The following is a 24,068-nucleotide window of genomic DNA, read 5'->3' on the forward strand; positions in this document are numbered from 1 at the left end:
TCTGATGTTTTTAATGCTTTTGGTCAGATGATGAGAACGTCTATCAGACTCGGGGTTGAGTGACACACTTTATTAGGCGCAGAATGACCGCCCTTGGGGTTCAACCTCGCTTGCTAGAAAAGGAAACTCGATGACCCGTCTTCGCGCCATCTGTACAGCGGTTGCTCTGGTTTGCGCCAGCGGCCAGGTTTTCGCCGATGCAGCTAGCCACGCTGCCAGTGCTGAAACGTTCCTGAAACTGGCACATGCCGATAAGCTGGGTACCCCGGTGTATATGCAAGTGCAGCAAATGTTCGCTCAGCGTTTCGAGCAAACCAAAGCGCCAGCCTCCAAGAAAGCCCTGCTGGAAACCTACCAGGCCAAAGCCAACACCGCTCTGGACCAGGCCATCGGCTGGAATAAACTCAAGCCGGACATGGTCAAGCTGTACACCACCAACTTCACCGAATCCGAGCTCAAGGACCTGGTAGCGTTCTACCAGTCTCCACTGGGCAAGAAAGTCCTGGAAAAAATGCCGCAGCTGACCCAGCAATCGGCACAAATGACCCAGGCCAAACTGGAAAGCGCAGTGCCGGTCGTCAACAAGCTGTTGGCCGACATGACCGCCGAGCTGGAGCCAGCAGCGGCCCCGGCCAAGAAGAAGTAAGCGGAGCCTGAATGGACATGCAGCAACGTATCGAATCGACGCTCAGCGCGTTGCAACCTGAGCACCTGAGTGTGCTGGATGAAAGCCACATGCACAGTCGCGGGTTGCAGACCCACTTCAAGGCGGTGGTGGTTAGCGAGCAGTTCGCCGGGCTCAACAGCGTCAAGCGTCACCAGAAGGTCTATGCCACCCTGGGTGACCTGATGGGCGAGTTCCATGCGCTGGCCCTGCACACGTACACGCCTGAGGAATGGGCAAAAATCGGCACGGCCCCGGCATCGCCGACCTGTGCTGGCGGTGGGCACTGAGTTGGTGTAATACACCTGCTTTTTGCTAGAATCCGCAGCGCGCCGCTTAGCCGGCGCGTTTTTTTTGCATCCGGTTCACCCTTTGCGAGGGTAGCCACCTGGAGAGAAACACGATGACCGCGCCAATTGTTGTAGCTGCACTGTACAAATTCGTCACCCTTGAAGATTACGTTGAACTGCGTGAACCGCTGCTCAATGCCATGGTCGCCAACGGCATCAAGGGCACCCTGCTGATTGCCGAAGAGGGCATCAACGGCACGGTTTCCGGAACTCGTGAAGGCATTGACGGGCTGATGGCCTGGCTCAAGAACGATCCGCGCATGGTCGATATCGACCACAAAGAATCCTACTGCGATGACCAGCCGTTCTATCGGACCAAGGTCAAGCTCAAGAAAGAGATCGTTACCCTTGGCGTTGAAGGCGTAGACCCGAACAAGAAAGTCGGAACCTATGTCGACCCCGAGAACTGGAATGCGCTGATCAGCGATCCAGAGGTGTTGCTGATTGACACCCGTAACGACTACGAAGTCTCGATCGGTACGTTTGAAGGTGCCATTGACCCGAAGACCACCAGCTTTCGCGAATTTCCTGACTACATCAAAGCCAATTTCGACCCGGCCAAGCACAAAAAAGTCGCGATGTTCTGCACCGGCGGCATTCGTTGTGAAAAAGCGTCGAGCTACATGCTCAGCCAGGGTTTTGACGAGGTTTACCACCTTAAAGGCGGAATCCTGAAGTACCTCGAAGAAGTGCCGCAGGAAGAAACCAAATGGCAGGGCGACTGCTTCGTATTCGATAACCGCGTCACCGTGCGCCATGACCTGAGTGCCGGCGAGTACGACCAGTGCCATGCCTGCCGCACGCCGATCAGCATCGCGGATCGTGAGTCCGAGCACTATCAGCCCGGCATCAGTTGCCCCCATTGCTGGGACACGCTGAGCGAGAAAACCCGTCGCAGCGCAATTGATCGGCAAAAGCAGATCGACCTGGCCAAGGAACGTAACCAGCCGCACCCGATTGGCCACAACTACCGTAAAGCTGCCGAGGCCTGATATGACAGCGCGCCTGCTCTATGTGATGGACCCTATGTGCTCCTGGTGCTGGGGCTTTTCGCCCATCGCCGAAGCGCTGGTTGAGCAGGCGCAGGCCGCAGGCGTCGAGTTGCACCTGGTGGTGGGTGGATTGCGCACTGGCAGTGGCTCGGCGCTTGAGCCCGCCACGCGACGCTACATCCTTGAGCATTGGCAGGCGGTCACAGAAGCTACCGGGCAAACCTTCAATTTCGACGGTGCCTTGCCGGACGGTTTTGTGTATGACACCGAACCTGCCTGCCGGGCTGTGGTGGCGGCACGCAGTCTTGCGCCCGATTGCGCCTGGCGGCTGGTCAAGCTGATTCAGCAGGCCTTTTATGTGCAAGGGCGCGATGTCACCCAGGCCAGTGTGCTGGTTGAGCTCGCTGAAACGGCAGGGGTGCCGCGTATCGAGTTTGCTGCCGCCTTTGACTCGGCCGAACAACATACGGCCACGGGTGCCGATTTTACCTGGGTACAAGACCTGGGAATTGCCGGTTTTCCGACGTTGCTCGCCGAGCGTAACGGTCAACTGGCCTTGCTGACCAATGGCTATCAGCCACTTGAGCCATTGTCTGACCTGCTTGCCCGTTGGCTTGAACGCGCTACGCGTGTTTGACCCTTCTGCGGTGCAGTCCTCGCCCTCGTCCCCTGTGACGGATCGCCTGACCTGGGCTGAAATCCGTCGCCTGGCCTTGCGCCATAAAAAAGCACTGTGGATTGCCAACGGCGTGGCCGTGCTGGCTACGCTGTGCAGCGTCCCCATCCCGTTGCTACTGCCCTTGCTGGTGGACGAAGTGTTGCTGGGCAACGGTGATGCAGCGCTGAAAGTCATGAACCACTGGCTACCGACAGCCTGGCAAAGTGCAGCGGGCTACATTGGCCTCATGCTGGCCATTACTTTGATGCTGCGCTGTGGGGCATTGCTGTTTAACGTCCTGCAGGCCCGTCTGTTTTCACGCCTGGCCAAGGACATCGTGTTTCGCATTCGCTTACGCCTGATTGAGCGTTTGAAGCGTATATCCTTGGCTGAGTATGAAAACCTGGGCAGTGGCACGGTGACCACCCATCTGGTCACCGATCTCGAAACCCTCGACAAGTTTGTCGGCGAAACCTTGAGCCGGTTTTTGGTGGCCATGCTCACGCTGGTGGGAACTTCGGCGATTTTGCTATGGATGCACTGGCAACTGGCTCTGCTGATCTTGCTGTTCAACCCGCTGGTGATCTACGCCACGGTGCAATTGGGCAAGCGGGTCAAGCATCTGAAAAAACTCGAAAACGACAGTACGGCGCGTTTCACTCAAGCATTGACCGAGACACTGGACGCGATTCAAGAGGTCCGTGCGGGTAACCGCCAGGGCTTTTTCCTCGGTCGTCTGGGGTTGCGTGCGCGGGAAGTCCGGGACTTTGCCGTGGCTTCGCAATGGAAGAGCGATGCTTCAAATCGTGCCAGCGGGTTGTTGTTCCAGTTTGGTATCGATATTTTTCGCGCCGCTGCGATGCTCACGGTGCTGTTTTCGGATTTGTCCATTGGCCAGATGCTCGCCGTGTTCAGCTACCTGTGGTTCATGATCGGGCCCGTCGAGCAGTTGCTTAACTTGCAATATGCGTTCTACGCCGCCGACGGTGCCGTGACGCGAATCAACCAGTTACTGGCACGCAGCGACGAGCCGCAATACCCAGCAGGTGTTAATCCGTTTCTGGGCCGCCAGACCGTGGGTATCGAGGTGCGCGACCTGAGCTTCAGCTATGGCGATGAAAAAGTGCTGGATCATCTGAACCTGACCATTGCTCCGGGCGAAAAGGTGGCCATCGTGGGCACCAGTGGCGGGGGAAAAAGCACGTTGGTGCAACTGTTGCTCGGGCTGTATACGCCGCAGTCGGGGAGCATCCACTTTGCAGGTGCGAGCCAGCCAGAAATCGGTCTGCAGACCATTCGCGAGCATGTCGCGGTGGTGCTGCAACATCCCTCGTTGTTCAACGATACCGTGCGCGCCAATCTCACAATGGGCCGTGAGCGAACGGATGAGGCGTGCTGGCATGCCCTGGAAATCGCCCAGCTCGACGGCACCATTCGCACGCTCCCCCAAGGGTTGGACAGTATTGTCGGGCGTTCAGGCGTGCGATTGTCGGGTGGTCAGCGCCAGCGTCTGGCCATTGCACGGATGGTGCTGGCCGAACCCAAGGTCGTGATCCTGGATGAGGCGACCAGCGCCCTGGATGCGGCCACCGAATACAACTTGCATCACGCTTTGGGAAAATTCTTGAGCGGGCGTACCACTTTAATCATCGCTCATCGTTTGTCTGCGGTAAAACAGGCAGACAGAGTGCTGGTGTTTGATGGTGGGTGCATTGCTGAAGAAGGCGGTCACCAGCAATTGATTGCAGAGGGAGGGCTTTACGCCAAGCTCTACGGGCATCTTCAACAAACTTGATACAAGCGGTTGTCTTTAAAGGGCAGGGGGCTGTCCAGGTTCGGGTTTTTTGTCGGTTTCGGGCAACACGCACTGCTCAGGTTTTTGAAAATTGGCCTAGGCTGATTTGTAGTGAGATTTTCTCTCTGGTTTTCATCCGACGCCATGAAGCAAGGAAACTCATGAAATCAAAACGCCCCCATGGGACACCACGCTTGCTGGGCATTGTTTGGCCCTTTATTGCCGTCGTGCTTTTCCAGGCGCTATTGGGGTGTGTGAGTCTGTATATGCTCTCTGCAGTGCGCAGTTATGTAGGGGGCGAAAGTTTGTGGTCCAAGGGCCAGAAAGATGCCATCTACTTCCTCCACTTGTATTCCGATACTCAAAATCCGCTTTACTTCAGCAAATATCAGCAGGCTATAAGTGTCCCCCAGGGCGGCCACAAACTGCGGCTTGCGATGGATCAATCTCCCCCTGATGTAGCCTCTGCCCGAGAAGGTATTTTGCAAGGCGGTAACAGTGAGCAAGATGCTTCCAGCATCATTTGGTTCTACCGCTACTTCCGTAACGTCAGTTATATGAAAACGGCCATTGAGAAGTGGACCCTGGGAGATGCTTACCTCATTCAACTCGATGAGCTGGCTCAAGATATGCATCAGGCATTGCTTGGCGGCCCGGTCAGTGAAGTGGACGTCAAGCGCTGGGAAGACAATATCTTTGCCATCAATGAAGGTATTGCACCGGCGGCCAAGGCTTTCAGCGATGCTCTGGGTGAGGGGTCGCGTTTTATCTGGCAGTTGCTGGTCGCCATCAATTTAGCCACAGCCCTGGGGCTGATCCTTCTGGTGCTCAAGCGGACTCATAAAGTACTTGCTCAGAGTCGGGCATTTGCAGAAGCGCTGCAGCTGGAAAAAGAACGGGCACAAATCACGCTTCAGTCCATTGGCGACGGCGTCATAACGACCGACGTGAATGGTGCCATTGCCTACCTGAATCCGGCGGCCGAGCAACTGACCCAATGGAAGTCCGAGCAGGCACAAGGCGTCACCCTCGCGGCGCTGTTCAAGTTGCTCGACGACAATGATCAGGACGACGGCTTCAAGCTGATTGATCGTATTCTCAGCGGCCAGCTGGGTAACAGCCGCGAGCATTCCAGGCAGATTCAGCGAATGGATGGCAGTACCGTCGCGGTTACGCTGGTGGGTGCACCTATCCTCCACGGGGGGGAGGTGAGCGGTGCGGTGCTGGTGCTGCATGACATGACCCAGGAGCGTCAATACATCGCCAACCTGTCCTGGCAAGCCACCCACGACGGGCTAACCGGTTTGGCCAACCGCCGTGAGTTTGAATACCGTCTGGAGTTGGTGCTGAAGAATCTGGGCCGACAACAAGGCCGGCATGCACTGATGTTTCTCGATCTTGACCAGTTCAAGCTGGTCAATGACACCTGCGGCCACGCGGCAGGTGATGAGCTGTTACGACATATATGTGTGTTGCTGCGAGCCGGGTTGCGCGAAGGCGACACCCTGGCGAGATTGGGAGGGGATGAGTTCGGCATCCTGCTGGAAAACTGCCCGGTCGATATGGCAGAAAAAATAGCGGGAGGTTTGCGCCAGTCGGTGCAAAACCTGCATTTTGCCTGGAAGGGGCGACCGTTCATGAGCACCATCAGCATTGGCCTGGTACACATCCATCAACCCCCCGCGACCCTGGAAGGGTTGATGCGCGCTGCGGACATGGCCTGTTATATGGCCAAGGAGAAGGGCCGCAACCGGGTGCAGGTCTATCACGTGGATGACACCGAGCTTTCGTTGCGTTTTGGTGAAATGGCATGGGTGCAGCGTTTGCATGTGGCGCTGGAAGAAAACCATTTCAGCCTCTATGCACAAGAAATCACGCCCTTGGGGGAGGTGCAGGAAGGCGGCGGGCACATCGAGATTCTGCTGCGGTTGCAGGATGAAAGCGGGCGGATGATTTTTCCTGACAGTTTTATTCCCGCCGCCGAACGTTATGGGTTGATGAGCCTGATCGACCGCTGGGTAGTCGAAAATGTATTCAGGGTCATTTCCGAATGTTCAGCCCAGGCGGACGGACAGCCGATGGCAATGTGTGCCATCAACTTGTCAGGTTCGACCATTGGGGATGACGATTTCCTGGAGTTCTTGCATGAGCAATTTGATTTTTATGGCGTGTCGCCCAAACTGATCTGCTTTGAAATAACCGAAACCAGCGCCATTGCAAACTTGGGCAGTGCCATCCGATTTATTAATGATCTCAAGGCGTTGGGTTGTCATTTTTCGTTGGACGACTTTTGTGCCGGTATGTCGTCATTTGCATACTTGAAACATTTGCCCGTCGACTTTTTGAAAATTGATGGCAGTTTCGTCAAGGACATGCTGGATGATCCAATCAACCGGGCCATGGTTGAAGTTATTAATCATATTGGCCATGTCATGGGTAAACGCACCATTGCAGAGTTTGTTGAAAGCACGAAAATCGAGCAGGCGTTGATTGAAATCGGAGTTGATTATGCGCAGGGCTATATAGTTCAGCGTCCGCAGTTGTTTACCTTTGACAGTTTATTAAAGCGCCCTGTGCGATCCAGATCTTTGACATTGAAGTTGCCGGGAACTTTACGTTGAGGTGTTGTACAGTTTCTGAAGTCTCTTCTCAAAAAGGATTTGGATTGTGATTACTGTATTTAACCGGGCAGGGCCTCTCATGGAAGAGGCCAGTTATCCGCAGTGGGCGCAGCAGTTGATTCGCGACTGCAGCGAGAGCAAGCGCCGGGCTGTCGGGCACGAAATATACAAGCGCATGCGTGATAACACCCTGAGTCCACGGGCCATGCGAACGTACCTGATTGGCGGCTGGCCGGTCGTCGAGCAGTTCTCGTTGTATATGGGACGTAACCTTGGGAAAACCCGTTATGGGCGTCATCCCGGTGAGGACATGGCGCGTCGCTGGCTGATCCGCAATATTCGGGTCGAGCTCAACCATGCTGATTACTGGGTGTACTGGGCTCGGGCGCATGGCGTGAGCCTTGAAGAGCTGAACGCGCAGGACCTTCCCGCTGAATTCCAGGCCCTCAACGATTGGTGCTGGCATACCTGTGCAACGGATTCACTGGCCGTGGCCATGGCAGCGACCAATTACGCCATTGAAGGTGCGGTGGGTGAGTGGGCGGCCGTCGTGTGTTCAAAGAATATCTACGAAGAGTCGTTTCCGCTCGAGGGGCGCAAACGCGCGATGAAATGGCTGAAGATGCATGCCCAGTATGATGATGAGCATCCTTGGGAAGCGCTTGAAATCATATGTACGCTGGCAGGCATGAACCCTGGTCAGGAGTTGATTGACGATCTGCGCAAGGCGATTTGCAAGAGTTACGACTACATATACCTGTTTTTGCAAAGTTGCTTGCAGCTCGACAATGCGGTTGCTGTGCGTGGACGTCGTGAGTTGGTTGAGAGCTGAATGCCCAGTGCCAGATTTCACGGGTAAAAAAACCGCAGGCTGCATTCACATGCAGGCTGCGGTTTTTGTTTGAGGCGTTGTTACTGCGCGTCGAAAGCCTGACCGTTGATTCCGGTACTGTCCGGGCCCATCAGGTAGAGATAAACCGGCATGATCGCGTGCGGTTCAGGATTGTTTTCAGGGTTTTCGCCCGGATATGCCAGCGCGCGCATGCTGGTGCGGGTCGCGCCAGGATTGATGCTGTTGGAGCGCACCGGAGCGACGCTCTCGACTTCGTCGGCCAGGGTTTGCATCAAGCCTTCGGTAGCGAACTTCGATACACCATAAGCGCCCCAGTAAGCACGGCCTTTGCGGCCCACGCTGCTGGAGGTGAAGATCACCGAGGCGTCCTGGGAAAGCTTGAGCAGTGGCAGCAGGGTGCTTGTGAGCATGAACATGGCGTTGACGTTGATGTGCATCACGCGCATGAAGTTCTCGCCGGACAACTGCTCCAGCGGCGTGCGCGGGCCAATGATCGAAGCGTTGTGCAGCAGCCCGTCAAGATGGCCGAACTCGTTTTCGATCATGGCGGCCAGCTCATCGTATTGATGGGGCTGGGCGGTTTCGAGATTGAACGGGATGACGACCGGTACAGGATGACCCGCGGCTTCGATTTCGTCGTAAACCTGGCTCAGGTTGGCCTCGGTCTTGCCCAGCAGCAGGACGGTTGCGCCGTGAGCGGCATAGGTCTTGGCAGCCGCAGCACCGATGCCACGTCCAGCACCGGTGACCAGAATGACCCGGTCCTGAAGCAGGTTGGGGCGGGCGGAATAATCAAACATATCAAACCTCAACAAAAATCTAGGATCGTCAGCTGGCGCTTGTCAGCAGCTGCACATCGCGTTATCCAGCACTTTGCGCAACTCGCCCGGGTGGTCGACCACCACGTCGGCACCCCAGTGGTCGGGATTGTCGTCAGGGTGGATATAACCAAAGCGCACGGCGGCAGTTTTGGTTCCGGCGTCCCGTCCGGACTCGATGTCGCGCAGGTCGTCACCCACAAACAGCACGCTGGCCGGGTCGAGGTCGAGCATTTTGCAGGCCAGGATAAGCGGCTCGGGATCGGGCTTGCTGTGGGTGACATGATCCGGGCAGATCAGCAGGGCCGACCGTTGTGCCAGGCCCAGTCGTTCCATGATCGGCTGCGCAAAACGTACGGGCTTGTTGGTGACGACGCCCCACACCAGGTGCGCTTTTTCGATATCGGCCAGCAACTCTTCCATGCCATCAAACAGCTTGGTATGCACCGCGCAATCGCGCTGGTAGCGCTCAAGGAACTCCAGGCGCAAGTCTTCGAAGCCTGGCGCCTGCGGGTCCATGCCGAAGGTGGCCGCCACCATGGCGCGCGCCCCCCCGGAAATTTCGTCGCGTATCAGCTTGTCTGCGATAGGGGGCAGATCGCGATCAGCCCGCATGGCCTGACAGATCGCGATAAAGTCCGGCGCGGTGTCGAGCAGGGTGCCGTCCATGTCAAAAAGAACTGCTCTTAAACGCATGTGTTACTCCTCGCGAAGGGTCTGGATCATGTAGTTGACGTCAACGTCGGCCGCCAGCTTGTAGTGTTTGGTCAGCGGGTTGTAGGTCAGGCCGATGATGTCCTTGACGCTCAGTCCGGCCTGGCGGCTCCAGGCACCCAGTTCGGAGGGGCGGATGAACTTCTTGAAGTCGTGGGTCCCGCGGGGGATCAGCTTCATGATGTATTCAGCGCCGATGATCGCGAACAGATAGGACTTCGGATTGCGGTTGATGGTCGAGAAAAACACCTGGCCGCCGGGTTTGACCATGCGGTAGCAGGCGCGAATCACGGAGGCCGGGTCAGGTACGTGCTCCAGCATTTCAAGGCAAGTGACCACATCGAACTGCTCGGGCATTTCGATGGCCAGGTCTTCGGCGGTGATCTGGCGGTATTCAACACTCACGCCGGACTCAAGCTGATGCAGTTGCGCAACAGCCAGTGGGGCCTCGCCCATGTCGATACCCATCACGGTTGCACCGCGCTGAGCCATGGACTCGCTGAGAATGCCGCCGCCGCAACCGACGTCGAGGACTTTTTTGCCGGCCAGTTGCACGCGCTCGTCAATCCAGTTGACGCGCAGCGGGTTGATGTCGTGCAGCGGCTTGAACTCGCTTTCACGGTCCCACCAGCGATGGGCTAGCGCTTCGAATTTTGCGATCTCGGCGTGGTCAACGTTGCTCATGGGTAAATCCTCTAAAGCCTAATAATCTGGTAAAGCTCCGGGCGCAGGCCCGAAGGTACTGAATCAATGAGTATGGCCGCTTATGCGCTCACCCCAGGACCTGGCTGTTGTGCTGAGCTGTTGCTCGTCCAGTCGGGTCAGGCGCCGGTCGTCCAGTAGTTGTTTGCCTGCAACCCACAGATGTTTCACACACTCTCGGCCTGTGGCGTAGATCAGCTGTGAGACGGGGTCGTAGACCGGTTGTTGGGCCAGTCCGCTGAGGTCAAATGCAACCATGTCAGCGGCTTTTCCGACTTCTATGGAGCCAGTGTCGTTTTCAATGCCCAGGGCGCGTGCGCCGTTGAGTGTCGCCATGCGCAGTGCGCGGTGCGCGTCCAGTGCGGTGGCCGACCCTGCGACGGCTTTGGCCAGCAGGGCTGCAGTGCGGGTTTCGCCGAGCAGGTCGAGGTCATTGTTGCTGGCGGCACCGTCGGTGCCGATCGCCACATTGACACCTGCTTGCCACAAGCGCTCCACCGGGCAGAAGCCGCTGGCCAGTTTCAGGTTGGACTCCGGGCAATGAATCACGCTGGAGTTGCTTTCTACCAGCATTGCCAGGTCGTCATCGCTGATCTGGGTCATGTGTACGGCCTGGAAGCGCGGGCCCAGCAAGCTCAGGCGTGCGAGGCGGGCGACGGGGCGCTCGGCATGCTGCTCGACGGCCTGATGCACTTCAAAGGCGGTTTCGTGTACGTGCATGTGAATGGCTGCGTCCAGTTCATCGGCGATGACCCGGATTTTTTCCAGGTTTTCGTCGCCGACGGTGTAGGGCGCGTGGGGGCCAAAAGCAATTTTGATCCGCGGGTGGAACTTCAGGTCGGCGAACAGCTCGACGGCCTGGCGCAGGGCCTCGTCTGTGTTGCTGGCGCCGGGGATCGGGAAGTCGAGAATCGGAATGGCGATTTGCGCGCGAATCCCGCTCTTGTGTACGCACTCACTGGCAACTTTCGGGAAAAAGTACATGTCGCTGAAACAGGTGATACCGCCTTTGAGTTGCTCGGCGATCGCAAGGTTGGTGCCGTCGCGCACGAAGTCTTCATCAACCCATTTGGCCTCTGCGGGCCAGATATGCTGTTCCAGCCAGGTCATCAGTGGCAGGTCATCCGCCATGCCGCGGAACAGTGTCATCGCGGCGTGGCCGTGGGCATTGATCAGCCCGGGGCTGAGCAGCATGTCAGGCAGCTCGCGGGTTTCGATGGCCGTGAGCTTAAGGGCCTGCTGGCGCGGACCTATGAAAACAATGCGTCCGTCCCGAATGCCTACGCCATGCTCCTTGAGTACGACACCGGCCGGCTCTACAGGCACCAGCCAGGTGGGTAGCAGCAATAAGTCCAGGGGCAGGGTCGGAGTCGGCATCGAAAACAGTTTCCAGTGCGTGTAAAAGGAGGCGAAGTATACCCGAGCGTCTTATGGGTGGGCTCGCTATAATCGGCGGCTTTGTTACCGGGTGATGGGGAAAGGCATGCGCGATCGACTGTTGGCTGCGGAAAAGGTTAAGGCCATCGATTGGCGGGACGACGCCCTGTATCTGCTGGACCAACGCAGCTTGCCCCTTGAAGAGAACTGGCTGGCCTACACCTGTGTCGAGGGTGTTGCTCAAGCCATTCGCGATATGGTCGTGCGTGGTGCCCCGGTGATTGGTATTGCGGCGGCCTATGGTGTAGTGCTGGCTGCCCGGGCGCGCAAGGCCGAGGGTGGGGACTGGTTGGTGGCGCTGGAGGAAGATTTCACCCTGCTGGCAGGCTCGCGTCCTACGGCGGGCAATCTGTTTTGGGCATTGAATCGCATGCGTGACAGATTGGCCCGCGCCAAAACCCGTAAAGAAGTCTTGCAGGTGCTTGAAGCCGAAGCTGTTGCCATTCATGAAAGTGACCGTGATGCCAACCTGACGATGGCGCAGTTGGGAGTCGATGTGATCCGCCGCCACCAGGGCAATGCGCAGGCCGTACTGACCCACTGCAATACCGGTGCGTTGGCCACGGGCGGCTTTGGTACGGCGCTGGGGGTGATCCGGGCTGCCTGGCTGGAGGGCATGATCGAGCAGGTGTACGTCGATGAGACCCGGCCCTGGCTGCAGGGCTCGCGCCTCACGGCGTGGGAACTGGCCAATGAAGGCATCCCGGTGGTGCTCAATGTGGATGCCGCCGCGGCACACATCATGAAAACCAAGGGTTTGACCTGGGTAATCGTGGGGGCTGACCGGATCGCGGCCAATGGTGATGTGGCGAACAAGATCGGCACTTACCAACTGGCGGTCAATGCCATGCACCATGGTGTGCGCTTTATGGTCGTGGCCCCCAGCTCGACGATCGACATGGAACTGGCCACGGGTGATGACATTCCTATTGAGGAGCGTGACGGTAGCGAAGTGCTGGAGGTGGGTGGCCAGCGGGTCGGTGCCGATGTGCAGGCGTTCAATCCGGTCTTTGACGTGACGCCTGCCGACCTGATTGATGTGCTCGTGACCGAGAAGGGCGTGGTTGAGCGTCCGGATGCCGCCAAGTTGGCCCAGTTGATGTGTCGCAAGCGATTGCACTGAAACGCAATTCTGTCGTCGCTGCCGAAGGCGGTGAAGGCGGCTGCGAGGGTTGTTGCAAAGAGAATCGCGGGGGCTCCAGATTAACGGGTTGCTACGCAACCCTTCGCAGCCTTCGGCAGCGGCTACGGCCTTCAAATCGCCTTCAGAGTCCCTCTGAGCCCCTTCACGCCGACAAGCGTCGCAATTACTACGCTCCATGCGCATCTGAGGGATAGGTGCGTGGCGGCGATTGTGATAACATTCGGCGGTTTCCAGGGTCGCCCGCAAGGGTTGCCCTTACTGCGCAAATCCGTGACATAACTTGTTGATTTGTCGTAAGTCGTTGCATGGCACGTGGCCAGCGGCGGCGAGCTTCGTTCGTCCCGAATGGATGTGGCGAAGTTTCACCCGAAAAAGGAATCAGGCTTCTCATGGGCGAACTGGCCAAAGAAATCCTCCCGGTCAATATCGAAGACGAGCTGAAACAGTCCTACCTCGACTACGCGATGAGCGTAATTGTCGGGCGGGCACTGCCTGATGCACGCGATGGCTTGAAGCCCGTGCACCGGCGTGTGCTGTTTGCGATGAGCGAACTGAACAACGACTGGAACAAGCCGTACAAGAAATCTGCCCGTGTGGTCGGTGACGTGATCGGTAAGTATCACCCGCATGGTGATACCGCCGTTTACGACACCATTGTTCGAATGGCTCAGCCATTCTCCCTGCGCTACCTGCTGGTAGACGGTCAGGGCAACTTCGGTTCGGTCGACGGCGATAATGCCGCTGCGATGCGATACACCGAAGTGCGCATGACCAAGTTGGCCCACGAGCTGCTGGCCGACTTGCACAAAGAGACCGTGGATTGGGTGCCGAACTACGACGGCACGGAAATGATCCCGGCTGTCATGCCGACACGAATTCCCAACTTGTTGGTCAACGGTTCCAGCGGTATCGCTGTGGGCATGGCCACCAATATCCCGCCGCACAACCTGGGCGAAGTCATCGACGGTTGCCTGGCGCTGATCGATAACCCGGAGCTGAGCATCGATGAACTGATGCAGTTCATCCCTGGCCCGGACTTCCCGACGGCTGCGATCATCAACGGTCGCGCCGGCATCATCGAAGCCTACCGCACCGGTCGTGGTCGCATTTACATGCGCGCCCGCTCGATGATCGAAGATATCGACAAGGTCGGTGGTCGCCAGCAGATCGTGATCACTGAGCTTCCTTACCAGCTGAACAAGGCGCGTTTGATCGAGAAGATCGCCGAGCTGGTTAAAGAGAAGAAGCTCGAAGGCATCACCGAGCTGCGCGACGAGTCAGATAAAGACGGTATGCGCGTCGTGATCGAGCTGCGCCGCGGTGAAGTGCCGGAGGTTATCCTGAATAACCTTTACGCCCAGACCCAGCTGCAAAGTGTTTTCGGTATCAACATCGTTGCGCTGATCGACGGCCGTCCACGCATCCTTAACCTTAAGGATCTGCTGGAAGCCTTCGTCCGTCACCGTCGTGAAGTGGTTACCCGCCGTACTGTTTTCGAACTGCGCAAAGCCCGTGAACGTGGTCACATCCTTGAAGGCCAGGCGGTTGCCCTGTCCAACATCGACCCGGTCATCGCGTTGATCAAGGCTTCGCCAACCCCGTCTGAAGCCAAGGAAGCGCTCATCAGCACGCCTTGGGAGTCGAGTGCGGTGGTGGCGATGGTTGAACGTGCCGGTGCCGATTCGTGCCGTCCCGACAACCTCGACCCGCAATACGGTCTGCGCGAAGGCAAGTACTTCCTGTCGCCAGAGCAGGCTCAGGCCATTCTTGAGTTGCGCTTGCACCGTCTGACCGGCCTTGAGCACGAGAAGCTGCTGGCCGAGTACCAGGAGATCCTCAACCAGATTGGTGAGCTGATCCGCATCCTGAACAGCGCCGAGCGCTTGATGGAAGTGATCCGTGAGGAGCTGGAAGTCATTCGTGCTGAATACGGTGACGTGCGCCGTACTGAAATCCTGGATCACCGTCTTGACCTGACACTGGGCGACATGATTCCGGAAGAAGAGCGTGTTGTAACCATTTCCCATGGTGGCTATGCCAAGACTCAGCCGTTGGCTGCGTACCAGGCCCAGCGTCGTGGCGGTAAAGGTAAATCGGCTACTGGCGTTAAGGATGAGGACTACATCGCTCACCTGCTGGTTGCCAACAGTCACACCACGCTGCTGCTGTTCTCCAGCAAAGGCAAGGTGTACTGGCTCAAGACTTATGAGATTCCCGAAGCATCCCGCGCTGCCCGTGGTCGTCCGCTGGTCAACCTGCTGCCGCTGGGTGAGGGTGAATACATCACCACCATGTTGCCGGTCGAGGACTACACCGAAGGTCACTTCATCTTCATGGCAACCGCTAACGGTACCGTGAAGAAGACCCCGCTGGAATCCTTCAGCCGTCAGCGCAGCGTAGGCTTGATCGCGCTGGAGCTGGACGAAGGCGACGTGCTGATCAGCGCCGCGATCACCGATGGCGAGCGCGAAGTCATGCTGTTCTCCGATGGTGGCAAGGTCACTCGCTTCAAAGAGTCCGATGTCCGTGCAATGGGTCGTACAGCCCGCGGCGTACGCGGCATGCGTCTGCCAGAAGGTCAGAAGCTGATTTCGATGCTGATCCCTGAAGAAGGCAGTCAGATCCTCACCGCTTCGGCGCGTGGTTATGGCAAGCGCACGGCAATCAGCGAGTTCCCTGAGTACAAGCGTGGCGGTCAGGGCGTTATTGCCATGGTCAGCAACGAGCGTAATGGCCGTCTGGTCGGTGCGGTTCAGGTGCAGGACGGTGAAGAAATCATGTTGATTTCGGACCAGGGCACCCTGGTGCGCACGCGGGTCGATGAAGTATCGAGCCTGGGTCGTAATACCCAGGGCGTCACCTTGATCAAGCTGGCCAGCGACGAAACGCTGGTAGGGCTTGAGCGGGTTCAGGAACCTTCGGAAGTTGAAGGTGAAGAGCTTGAAGGTGAGGGTGAAGGCGGTGCAGAGTTCGACGGTGAGGCCATCCATGATGGCGTTGACGACGAGCAGCCGCTAGAGGCTGGCGCTGACGAAGAACCGCAAGAATAAGCGGACACACAGGGGGCGGATGAGAATTCGCCCCCTTGTTGTATGTCCGGCATGAAAGTTTGCGACACTTCGTGGCCCAGTGGGGGCGGGCTTGCTCGCGATAGCATTGGCACGGTATATCAATAGACCCTGCTGCCCGTATCGTGAGCGAACCTGGTTCCACAAGGAACACCGTGTCGAGTGTTGATTTATTGCGTGACCACCAAATCAGAGTGAGAGTGGAAGTGAGCAAACGAGCCTATAACTTCTGCGCAGGTCCTGCTGCGCTACCTGAAGCTGTCCTGTTGCGTGCCCAGTCCGAGTTGCTCGACTGGCATGGCAAGGGCCTCTCGGTCATGGAGATGAGCCATCGCAGCGATGAGTTCGTATCCATTGCGACCAAGGCTGAGCAGGATTTGCGTGACCTGCTGTCTATTCCCTCGAACTACAAAGTCCTGTTTCTGCAAGGCGGCGCAAGCCAGCAATTTGCACAGATCCCGTTGAATCTGCTGCCTGAAAATGGCAAGGCGGATTACATTGATACCGGTATCTGGTCTCAAAAGGCCATTGAAGAAGGTTCGCGCTTCGGTCACATCAATGTGGCAGCCAGCGCCAAGCCTTACGATTACTTTGCGATTCCAGGCCAGAACGAGTGGAACCTGTCGAAAGACGCGGCCTACGTTCACTACGCGCCAAACGAAACCATTGGCGGCCTGGAGTTCGACTGGATTCCGGAAACTGGCGATGTGCCTCTGGTCGCAGACATGTCCTCGGACATTCTGTCGCGTCCGGTTGATGTTTCCCGTTTCGGCATGATCTACGCAGGCGCCCAGAAAAACATCGGTCCGAGCGGAATTGTGGTCAACATCGTTCGTGAGGACCTGCTGGGTCGTGCGCGCTCGATCTGCCCGACCATGCTTGATTACAAGGTCGCGGCTGACAACGGTTCGATGTACAACACGCCGCCAACGCTGGCCTGGTACTTGTCCGGCCTGGTGTTCGAGTGGCTGAAAGAGCAGGGTGGTGTCGAGGCTATCGGCAAGCTCAATGAAGTGAAAAAACGTACCTTGTACGATTTCATCGATGCCAGCGGACTGTACAGCAACCCGATCAATATCTCTGACCGCTCCTGGATGAACGTACCGTTCCGCCTGGCTGACGACCGCCTCGACAAGCCTTTCCTGGCGGGTGCCGAAGCGCGCGGGCTGCTGAACCTCAAAGGGCATCGCTCGGTAGGTGGCATGCGTGCTTCGATCTATAACGCTGTGGACATCAATGCAGTTAACGCATTGGTGGCTTACATGGCAGAGTTCGAAAAGGAACACGGCTAATGTCCGAACAAGAACTCAAGGCGCTGCGACTGCGCATCGACAGCCTGGACGAAAAAGTTCTGGAGCTGATCAGCGAGCGCGCGCGCTGCGCTCAGGAAGTGGCGCGAGTCAAAATGGCTTCGTTGGCTGAAGGCGAAGTGCCGGTATTTTACCGGCCTGAGCGTGAGGCTCAGGTGCTCAAGCGTGTCATGGAGCGCAACAAAGGCCCATTGGGCAACGAAGAGATGGCGCGACTGTTCCGCGAAATCATGTCTTCTTGCCTGGCCCTGGAGCAGCCGCTGAAAGTGGCTTATCTCGGTCCGGAAGGTACTTTTACCCAGGCAGCCGCCATGAAGCACTTTGGCCATGCGGTCATCAGCAAGCCAATGGCCGCTATTGATGAAGTGTTCCGTGAAGTTGCAGCGGGTGCAGTGAATTTTGGTGTGGTGCCGGTGGAAAACTCCACCGAAGGCGCAGTCAACCACACGCTCGACAGCTTCCTTGAGCATGACATGGTGATTTGTGGCGAAGTCGAGCTGCGCATCCACCATCATCTGCTGGTTGGCGAAAACACCAAGACTGACAGCATCAGCCGTATCTATTCCCATGCGCAGTCGTTGGCCCAGTGCCGCAAGTGGCTGGATGCGCATTACCCGAATGTCGAGCGTATTGCAGTGTCGAGCAATGCCGAAGCCGCCAAGCGGGTCAAGGGTGAGTGGAATTCTGCTGCCATTGCCGGCGATATGGCTGCGGGCCTTTACGGCTTGACCCGACTGGCTGAGAAAATCGAAGATCGTCCGGATAACTCCACGCGGTTTTTGATGATTGGTAGCCAGGAAGTCCCGCCTACCGGGGATGACAAGACTTCAATCATCGTCTCGATGAGCAACCGTCCTGGTGCGCTGCATGAATTGTTGGTTCCGTTTCATGAAAACGGGATCGATCTGACGCGTATCGAGACACGTCCTTCGCGTAGCGGTAAATGGACTTATGTGTTTTTCATCGACTTTGCTGGCCATCACCGCGACCCTCTGGTCAAGAGTGTTCTGGAGCAGATCAGTCAAGAAGCCGTAGCGCTTAAAGTGTTGGGTTCTTACCCGAAAGCGGTTCTTTGAGGCGATAAAACATGAGCGGTGATTTCCTTGCCCTGGCACAGCCGGGCGTGCAACAACTTTCGCCTTATGTCCCGGGCAAGCCTGTGGACGAGCTGGCCCGTGAGCTGGATCTGGATCCAGCCACAATTGTGAAGCTGGCCAGCAATGAAAATCCTTTGGGTGCGAGCCCCAAGGCACTGGAAGCCATCCGTGCTGAGCTGGCCGAGCTGACGCGCTATCCGGACGGCAACGGCTTCGCCCTTAAAAGCCTGTTGGCTGAGCAGTGTGCGGTGCAGATTGATCAGGTGACGCTGGGTAACGGCTCAAACGATGTTCTTGAGCTGGTTGCGCGTGCTTATCTGGCGCCAGGCCTGAATGCCGTGTTCAGCGAGCACGCGTTTGCCGTATATCCGATCGTTACCCAAGCGGTAGGTGCGCAGGCACGAGTAGTGCCCGCCAAGGATTGGGGGCATGACTTGCCTGCCATGCTTGACGCTATCGACAGCAATACCCGTGTGGTTTTCATTGCCAACCCGAATAACCCGACCGGAACCTGGTTTGGCGTCGATGCGCTGAACGAGTTCTTGCAGGATGTTCCCGAGCACGTGCTCGTGGTGCTGGACGAAGCCTATATCGAGTACGCCCAAGGTGGTGATCTGCCAGACGGTCTTGAGTTTTTGTCGGCGTATCCCAATTTGCTGGTTTCGCGCACGTTCTCCAAGGCTTACGGCCTGGCCGCTTTGCGGGTGGGCTATGGCCTGTCGACGGCAATCGTTGCAGATGTGCTGAATCGCGTGCGTCAGCCATTCAACGTCAACAGCCTGGCCTTGGCAGCCGCTTGTGCGGCCCTTAAAGATACTGATTACCTGAACCAGAGCCGGCGTCTTAACGAGGCCGGCATGCAGCAGTTGCAGGACGGTTTTCGCGAACTTGGCCTGAGCTGGATTCCATCCAAAGGCAACTTCATTGCTCTGGACCTCGGTCGGGAGGCGGCTCCCGTTTATCAGGGACTGCTGCGGGAGGGCGTGATCGTGCGTCCGGTTGCTAACTACGGGATGCCGAACCATTTGCGCATCACTATTGGTTTGCCTGCGGAAAATATCCGTTTGCTTGAGGCGCTGGCCAAGGTGCTTGCTCGTGGTTGATGTAATGTCTGTGCAATCGGTAAAGCCTGTTCTGGGTCGTTTGGTTGTTGTCGGCTTGGGGCTGATTGGCGGCTCTTTCGCCAAGGGTATGCGCGAGAGCGGGCTGTGCGGCGAAGTGGTTGGTGTTGATCTCGACCCCAAGTCTTGTGCAATGGCTGTGGAGTTGGGGGTGGTCGACCGCTGCGAGGCTGATCTGGCAACCGCTTGTGCGGGCGCTGATGTGATTCAGTTGGCAGTGCCGATTCTGGCCATGGAGAAAATGCTTGGCCTTTTGGCGGGCATGGATCTTGGACAGGCGGTGATCACTGATGTTGGCAGTGCCAAAGGCAATGTCGTGCAGGCTGCAGCCCATGCCTTTGGCGGTATGCCCGCACGTTTCGTTCCGGGTCACCCGATTGCCGGTTCTGAACAGAGCGGTGTCGAGGCCTCGAACGCCAGCCTGTTTGAGCGTCACAAAGTTATTTTGACGCCAGTGGCGCAAACCGATGCTGGCGCTCTGGACCTGGTCGATGGCATGTGGCGCGCCTTGGGTGCGGACGTCGAACATATGCAGGTCGAGCGTCATGACGAGGTTTTGGCTGCAACCAGCCATTTGCCTCATCTGCTGGCTTTCGGGTTGGTGGACTCTCTTGCCAAGCGCAACGAGAATCTGGATATCTTCCGTTACGCAGCGGGTGGCTTTCGCGATTTCACAAGAATCGCGGGTAGCGACCCGGTAATGTGGCATGACATTTTTCTCGCGAATCGCGAGGCAGTGCTGCGCACATTGGATACATTTCGCAGTGATCTCGACGCTTTGCGCGACGCGGTCGATGCAGGGGATGGGCATCAATTGCTGGGCGTCTTTACGCGCGCCCGGGTTGCCCGCGAGCATTTCAGTAAAATCCTGGCCCGCCGGGCATATGTGGACGCTATGAATTCCAACGATCTGATTTTTTTGGCAAATCCTGGTGGTCAAGTTACTGGCCGGATCCGCGTACCAGGCGACAAATCCATTTCTCACCGCTCGATCATGCTCGGCTCACTGGCCGAAGGCACGACCGAGGTGGAAGGTTTCCTTGAGGGTGAAGATGCCCTGGCAACGTTGCAGGCATTCCGTGACATGGGTGTGGTCATCGAGGGTCCTCACCATGGCCGTGTGACCATTCATGGTGTTGGCCTGCATGGCTTGAAAGCTCCGCCTGGCCCAATTTATCTGGGTAACTCGGGTACTTCGATGCGTCTTTTGTCTGGCCTGCTGGCCGCACAAACCTTCGATACCACCCTGACCGGCGACGCTTCGCTGACCAAGCGTCCGATGAATCGTGTGGCTAATCCATTGCGCGAAATGGGCGCCGTGATCGAGACCGCTGCAGAAGGTCGTCCGCCGATGACCATTCGCGGTGGCCACGCTCTTAAAGGCATGAACTACACCTTGCCGATGGCCAGTGCTCAGGTTAAGTCTTGCCTGTTACTGGCGGGCTTGTATGCAGAAGGCAAGACGTCGGTCACCGAGCCGGCTCCGACTCGCGATCACACCGAGCGCATGCTGCAGGGTTTCGGCTACCCCGTAACTGTTAATGGCCCTACAGCTTCGGTTGAGTCGGGTCACAAGCTGACTGCGACGCATATTGAAGTCCCTGGCGATATTTCTTCGTCAGCGTTCTTCCTGGTTGCCGCTTCTATCGCAGAAGGCTCTGATCTGCTGCTGGAGCATGTGGGGATCAATCCTACCCGTACTGGCGTAATCGACATTTTGCGTCTTATGGGTGCGGATATCACCCTTGAGAATCAGCGTGAAGTGGGCGGCGAGCCGGTAGCTGATCTGCGTGTACGTGCCGCGAAGCTGAAGGGAATCGAGATTCCTGAAGAGCTGGTGCCGCTGGCGATTGATGAGTTCCCGGTACTGTTCGTGGCGGCGGCTGTTGCCGAAGGTCGTACGATCCTGCGTGGGGCAGAAGAGTTGCGCGTCAAGGAGTCCGACCGGATTCAAGTGATGGCGGACGGTTTGCTGGCGCTGGGTGTGAAGTGCGAGCCGACACCAGATGGCATCATCATTGATGGCGGTACTATCGGTGGAGGTGAAGTTCATGGGCATGGCGATCATCGTATTGCGATGGCCTTCAGCGTGGCTTCGTTGCGTGCAACCGCTCCAATCCGTATTCACGATTGCGCCAACGTGGCAACCTCGTTCCCGAACTTCCTTGCGCTGTGCAAGCAGGTGGGCATGCGTGTAGCTCAAGAGGCGAACTCGTGATTTCGGCACCGGTTATTACCATCGATGGCCCTAGTGGTTCCGGTAAAGGTACCGTTGCCGGGATCCTGGCCAAGCGCCTGGGGTGGAATTTGCTGGACTCCGGTGCTCTGTACCGCTTGCTGGCTTTTGCTGCGGGCAATCACGGTGTTGCCCTCGATAACGAGGCGCTGCTGGAGAAACTGGCTGCACATCTTGATGTGCAGTTCGTCGGGGCGACCGACGGCAAGCCCGCTCGCATCATTCTCGAAGGCGACGAAGTGACTCACGCTATCCGCAGTGAGGCTGTGGCAGCTGGAGCCTCCAAAGTCGCGGCTTTGCCGGCTGTTCGTGATGCTTTGTTGCAGCGTCAGCGTGCATTTCAGGAGTTGCCAGGCCTGGTTGCCGATGGTCGTGACATGGGTACGGTGGTATTTCCTGATGCCCCGTTGAAGGTTTTTCTGACGGCCAGCGCTGAAGAGAGGGCCCGTCGCCGTTACTTGCAGTTGAAGGCAAAGGGCGATGATGTTAGTCTCTCAGGTCTGCTAGATGAGATTCGTGCCCGCGATGAGCGTGATACGCAGCGTGCAATAGCCCCGCTTAAACCGGCGGCTGATGCCATACAGCTGGACTCTACGGAGTTATCCATCGAACAGGTGCTGGAACGCATCATGAGTGAAATCGCACTTCGCGATATTGCCTGATGACCAAGAAAGCGTGCAGGAGACCAGAAATAGTCCTGCATGCCTTCTTTTATATAAACGTAACCCACATTGTCTGGAATGTGGCAGATGGGCGTATTCCTTCGCCCTTGATCAACAGGAATTAAAATGAGCGAAAGCTTTGCAGAACTCTTTGAAGAAAGCCTAAAAACCCTGAATCTTCAGGCTGGCTCGATCATCACCGCTATCATCGTTGATATCGATTACCAAGCTGGTTGGGTTACCGTTCACGCTGGTTTGAAGTCGGAAGGCCTCATCCCGCTGGAGCAGTTCCACAACGACGCTGGCGAACTGAACATCAACATCGGTGATGAAGTTCACGTTGCGCTGGACGCGGTCGAAGACGGCTTTGGCGAAACCAAACTGTCCCGTGAAAAAGCCAAGCGCGCTGAATGCTGGATCGTTCTGGAAGCAGCCTTCGCAGCAGAAGAAGTGGTCAAGGGCGTTATCAACGGTAAGGTTAAAGGCGGCTTCACTGTCGACGTTAACGGCATCCGTGCGTTCCTGCCAGGTTCTCTGGTTGACGTTCGTCCAGTGCGCGACACCACGCACCTGGAAGGCAAAGAGCTGGAATTCAAGGTCATCAAACTTGACCAGAAGCGCAACAACGTTGTTGTTTCGCGTCGCAGCGTTCTTGAAGCAGAGAACTCGGCTGAGCGTGAAGCTCTGCTGGAATCCCTGCAAGAAGGCCAGCAAGTCAAAGGTATCGTCAAAAACCTCACCGATTACGGCGCATTCGTCGATCTGGGTGGCGTCGATGGCCTGCTGCACATTACCGACATGGCTTGGAAGCGTATCAAGCATCCTTCCGAAATCGTCAACGTTGGCGACGAGATCGATGTCAAGGTTCTGAAGTACGATCGCGAACGCAATCGTGTTTCCCTGGGCCTGAAGCAACTGGGCGAAGATCCATGGGTTGCTATCAAAGCCCGTTACCCAGAAAGCACTCGCGTTACCGCTCGTGTAACCAACCTGACCGACTACGGCTGCTTCGCTGAGCTGGAAGAAGGCGTTGAAGGTCTGGTACACGTTTCCGAAATGGACTGGACCAACAAAAACATCCACCCTTCGAAAGTCGTACAAGTCGGCGACGAAGTGGAAGTTATGGTTCTGGACATCGACGAAGAGCGTCGTCGTATCTCCCTGGGCATCAAGCAGTGCAAATCTAACCCATGGGAAGATTTCTCTGGCCAGTTCAACAAGGGCGATAAAATCTCCGGCACCATCAAGTCGATCACCGATTTCGGTATCTTCATTGGTCTGGACGGCGGCATCGACGGCCTGGTTCACCTGTCCGACATTTCCTGGAACGAAGTTGGCGAAGAAGCCGTACGTCGTTTCAAGAAAGGCGACGAGCTTGACACCGTTATCCTGTCTGTTGATCCAGAGCGTGAGCGTATCTCCCTGGGTATCAAGCAGCTGGAAAGCGATCCGTTCTCCGAGTACGTACAAGAGAACGACAAAGGCGCAATCGTTAAGGGCATCGTGAAAGAAGTTGACGCTAAAGGCGCCATCATCACTCTGGCCAACGATATCGAAGCGACTCTGAAAGCATCCGAAATCAGCCGTGACCGCATCGAAGATGCACGTAACGTTCTGAAAGAAGGCGAAGAAGTAGAAGCCAAGATCATCAGCGTTGATCGCAAAAGCCGCGTAATCCAACTGTCCATCAAGTCGAAAGACGTTGAAGACGAGAAGGAAGCAATCCAGAGCCTGCGCGACAAGCCAGCTACCTCTGAGATCGCTGCTGGTCCGACCACTTTGGGCGACCTGCTGCGTGCACAAATGGAAAAACAGAACTAAGTTCT

The 24,068-nt window shown here is 56.9% G+C and carries 19 protein-coding genes; 15 read left to right on the plus strand and 4 right to left on the minus strand.

Translation table 11 applies throughout. The features are described 5' to 3' along the window. The first annotated feature begins 130 nt into the window (after positions 1-130). The 7 genes from VSQ83_RS07670 to VSQ83_RS07700 all read left to right on the plus strand — a co-directional run bounded on the left by VSQ83_RS07670 (position 131) and on the right by VSQ83_RS07700 (position 7,912). Positions 131-646, plus strand: coding sequence for a DUF2059 domain-containing protein (locus VSQ83_RS07670; RefSeq protein WP_095036428.1), 516 nt, complete (start codon positions 131-133; stop codon positions 644-646). A gap of 11 nt (positions 647-657) precedes the next feature. Continuing rightward, a complete protein-coding gene (locus VSQ83_RS07675) occupies positions 658-954 on the plus strand; it encodes a BolA family protein (protein ID WP_019826801.1) in 297 nt (98 codons plus the stop codon). A gap of 113 nt (positions 955-1,067) precedes the next feature. After that, positions 1,068-2,006, plus strand: coding sequence for an oxygen-dependent tRNA uridine(34) hydroxylase TrhO (gene trhO / locus VSQ83_RS07680; protein WP_133077093.1), 939 nt, complete (start codon positions 1,068-1,070; stop codon positions 2,004-2,006). Between the two features lies 1 nt (position 2,007). Next, positions 2,008-2,643, plus strand: coding sequence for a DsbA family protein (locus VSQ83_RS07685; RefSeq protein WP_133077094.1), 636 nt, complete (start codon positions 2,008-2,010; stop codon positions 2,641-2,643). Between the two features lie 34 nt (positions 2,644-2,677). Then, positions 2,678-4,459 (plus strand): ABC transporter ATP-binding protein, encoded by a 1,782-nt coding sequence (locus VSQ83_RS07690; RefSeq protein ID WP_219261611.1) that lies wholly within the window; start codon positions 2,678-2,680, stop codon positions 4,457-4,459. Positions 4,460-4,620: 161 nt separating this feature from the next. Then, the gene (locus VSQ83_RS07695) at positions 4,621-7,080 is read left to right on the plus strand and encodes an EAL domain-containing protein (RefSeq protein ID WP_219261610.1); all 2,460 of its coding nucleotides are present in this window, start codon (positions 4,621-4,623) and stop codon (positions 7,078-7,080) included. Positions 7,081-7,126: 46 nt separating this feature from the next. Beyond that, positions 7,127-7,912, plus strand: a complete 786-nt coding sequence (locus VSQ83_RS07700) for a TenA family transcriptional regulator (protein ID WP_326425914.1) — start codon at positions 7,127-7,129, stop codon at positions 7,910-7,912. 80 nt (positions 7,913-7,992) lie between these two features. Here the strand turns inward: VSQ83_RS07700 and VSQ83_RS07705 are convergent, their stop codons facing one another. The 4 genes from VSQ83_RS07705 to VSQ83_RS07720 form a co-directional block, all read right to left on the minus strand. Further along, positions 7,993-8,733, minus strand: coding sequence for a YciK family oxidoreductase (locus VSQ83_RS07705; RefSeq protein ID WP_133077097.1), 741 nt, complete (start codon positions 8,731-8,733; stop codon positions 7,993-7,995). 42 nt (positions 8,734-8,775) lie between these two features. Beyond that, the gene (gene mupP / locus VSQ83_RS07710; RefSeq protein WP_326398250.1) at positions 8,776-9,447 is read right to left on the minus strand and encodes an N-acetylmuramic acid 6-phosphate phosphatase MupP; all 672 of its coding nucleotides are present in this window, start codon (positions 9,445-9,447) and stop codon (positions 8,776-8,778) included. 3 nt (positions 9,448-9,450) lie between these two features. Then, the gene (gene ubiG, locus VSQ83_RS07715; RefSeq protein ID WP_133077099.1) at positions 9,451-10,149 is read right to left on the minus strand and encodes a bifunctional 2-polyprenyl-6-hydroxyphenol methylase/3-demethylubiquinol 3-O-methyltransferase UbiG; all 699 of its coding nucleotides are present in this window, start codon (positions 10,147-10,149) and stop codon (positions 9,451-9,453) included. A 63-nt stretch (positions 10,150-10,212) separates the two neighbouring features. Next, positions 10,213-11,544, minus strand: coding sequence for a TRZ/ATZ family hydrolase (locus tag VSQ83_RS07720; protein WP_326425916.1), 1,332 nt, complete (start codon positions 11,542-11,544; stop codon positions 10,213-10,215). A gap of 106 nt (positions 11,545-11,650) precedes the next feature. Between VSQ83_RS07720 and mtnA the strand changes: the two genes are divergently transcribed. The 8 genes from mtnA (at position 11,651) to rpsA (ending at position 24,063) form a co-directional block, all read left to right on the plus strand. Further along, positions 11,651-12,727: an S-methyl-5-thioribose-1-phosphate isomerase gene (gene mtnA, locus VSQ83_RS07725; RefSeq protein ID WP_326425918.1), complete on the plus strand. Its 1,077-nt coding sequence runs from the start codon at positions 11,651-11,653 to the stop codon at positions 12,725-12,727. Between the two features lie 410 nt (positions 12,728-13,137). Next, a complete protein-coding gene (gene gyrA, locus VSQ83_RS07730; RefSeq protein WP_133077102.1) occupies positions 13,138-15,798 on the plus strand; it encodes a DNA gyrase subunit A in 2,661 nt (886 codons plus the stop codon). A gap of 224 nt (positions 15,799-16,022) precedes the next feature. After that, positions 16,023-17,108 (plus strand): 3-phosphoserine/phosphohydroxythreonine transaminase, encoded by a 1,086-nt coding sequence (gene serC / locus VSQ83_RS07735; RefSeq protein ID WP_219261545.1) that lies wholly within the window; start codon positions 16,023-16,025, stop codon positions 17,106-17,108. Continuing rightward, entirely contained in the window at positions 17,108-18,202 is a 1,095-nt protein-coding gene (gene pheA, locus VSQ83_RS07740) for a prephenate dehydratase (protein WP_016780245.1), read from the plus strand. Before serC ends, pheA begins: the two co-directional genes overlap by 1 nt. Positions 18,203-18,213: 11 nt before the next feature. Next, positions 18,214-19,326: a histidinol-phosphate transaminase gene (gene hisC / locus VSQ83_RS07745; protein WP_326425921.1), complete on the plus strand. Its 1,113-nt coding sequence runs from the start codon at positions 18,214-18,216 to the stop codon at positions 19,324-19,326. 4 nt (positions 19,327-19,330) lie between these two features. Then, positions 19,331-21,562, plus strand: a complete 2,232-nt coding sequence (locus VSQ83_RS07750) for a bifunctional prephenate dehydrogenase/3-phosphoshikimate 1-carboxyvinyltransferase (RefSeq protein ID WP_326425923.1) — start codon at positions 19,331-19,333, stop codon at positions 21,560-21,562. Then, complete coding sequence (cmk, locus tag VSQ83_RS07755) at positions 21,559-22,242, plus strand: (d)CMP kinase (RefSeq protein WP_374105694.1); 684 nt, start codon at positions 21,559-21,561, stop codon at positions 22,240-22,242. Before VSQ83_RS07750 ends, cmk begins: the two co-directional genes overlap by 4 nt. A gap of 126 nt (positions 22,243-22,368) precedes the next feature. Then, a complete protein-coding gene (rpsA, locus tag VSQ83_RS07760) occupies positions 22,369-24,063 on the plus strand; it encodes a 30S ribosomal protein S1 (protein ID WP_019826775.1) in 1,695 nt (564 codons plus the stop codon). Positions 24,064-24,068: the final 5 nt, after the last annotated feature.

Source organism: Pseudomonas sp. DSV-1 (genome assembly GCF_035830915.1).
In the GTDB taxonomy this organism is placed as follows: Bacteria; Pseudomonadota; Gammaproteobacteria; order Pseudomonadales; family Pseudomonadaceae; genus Aquipseudomonas.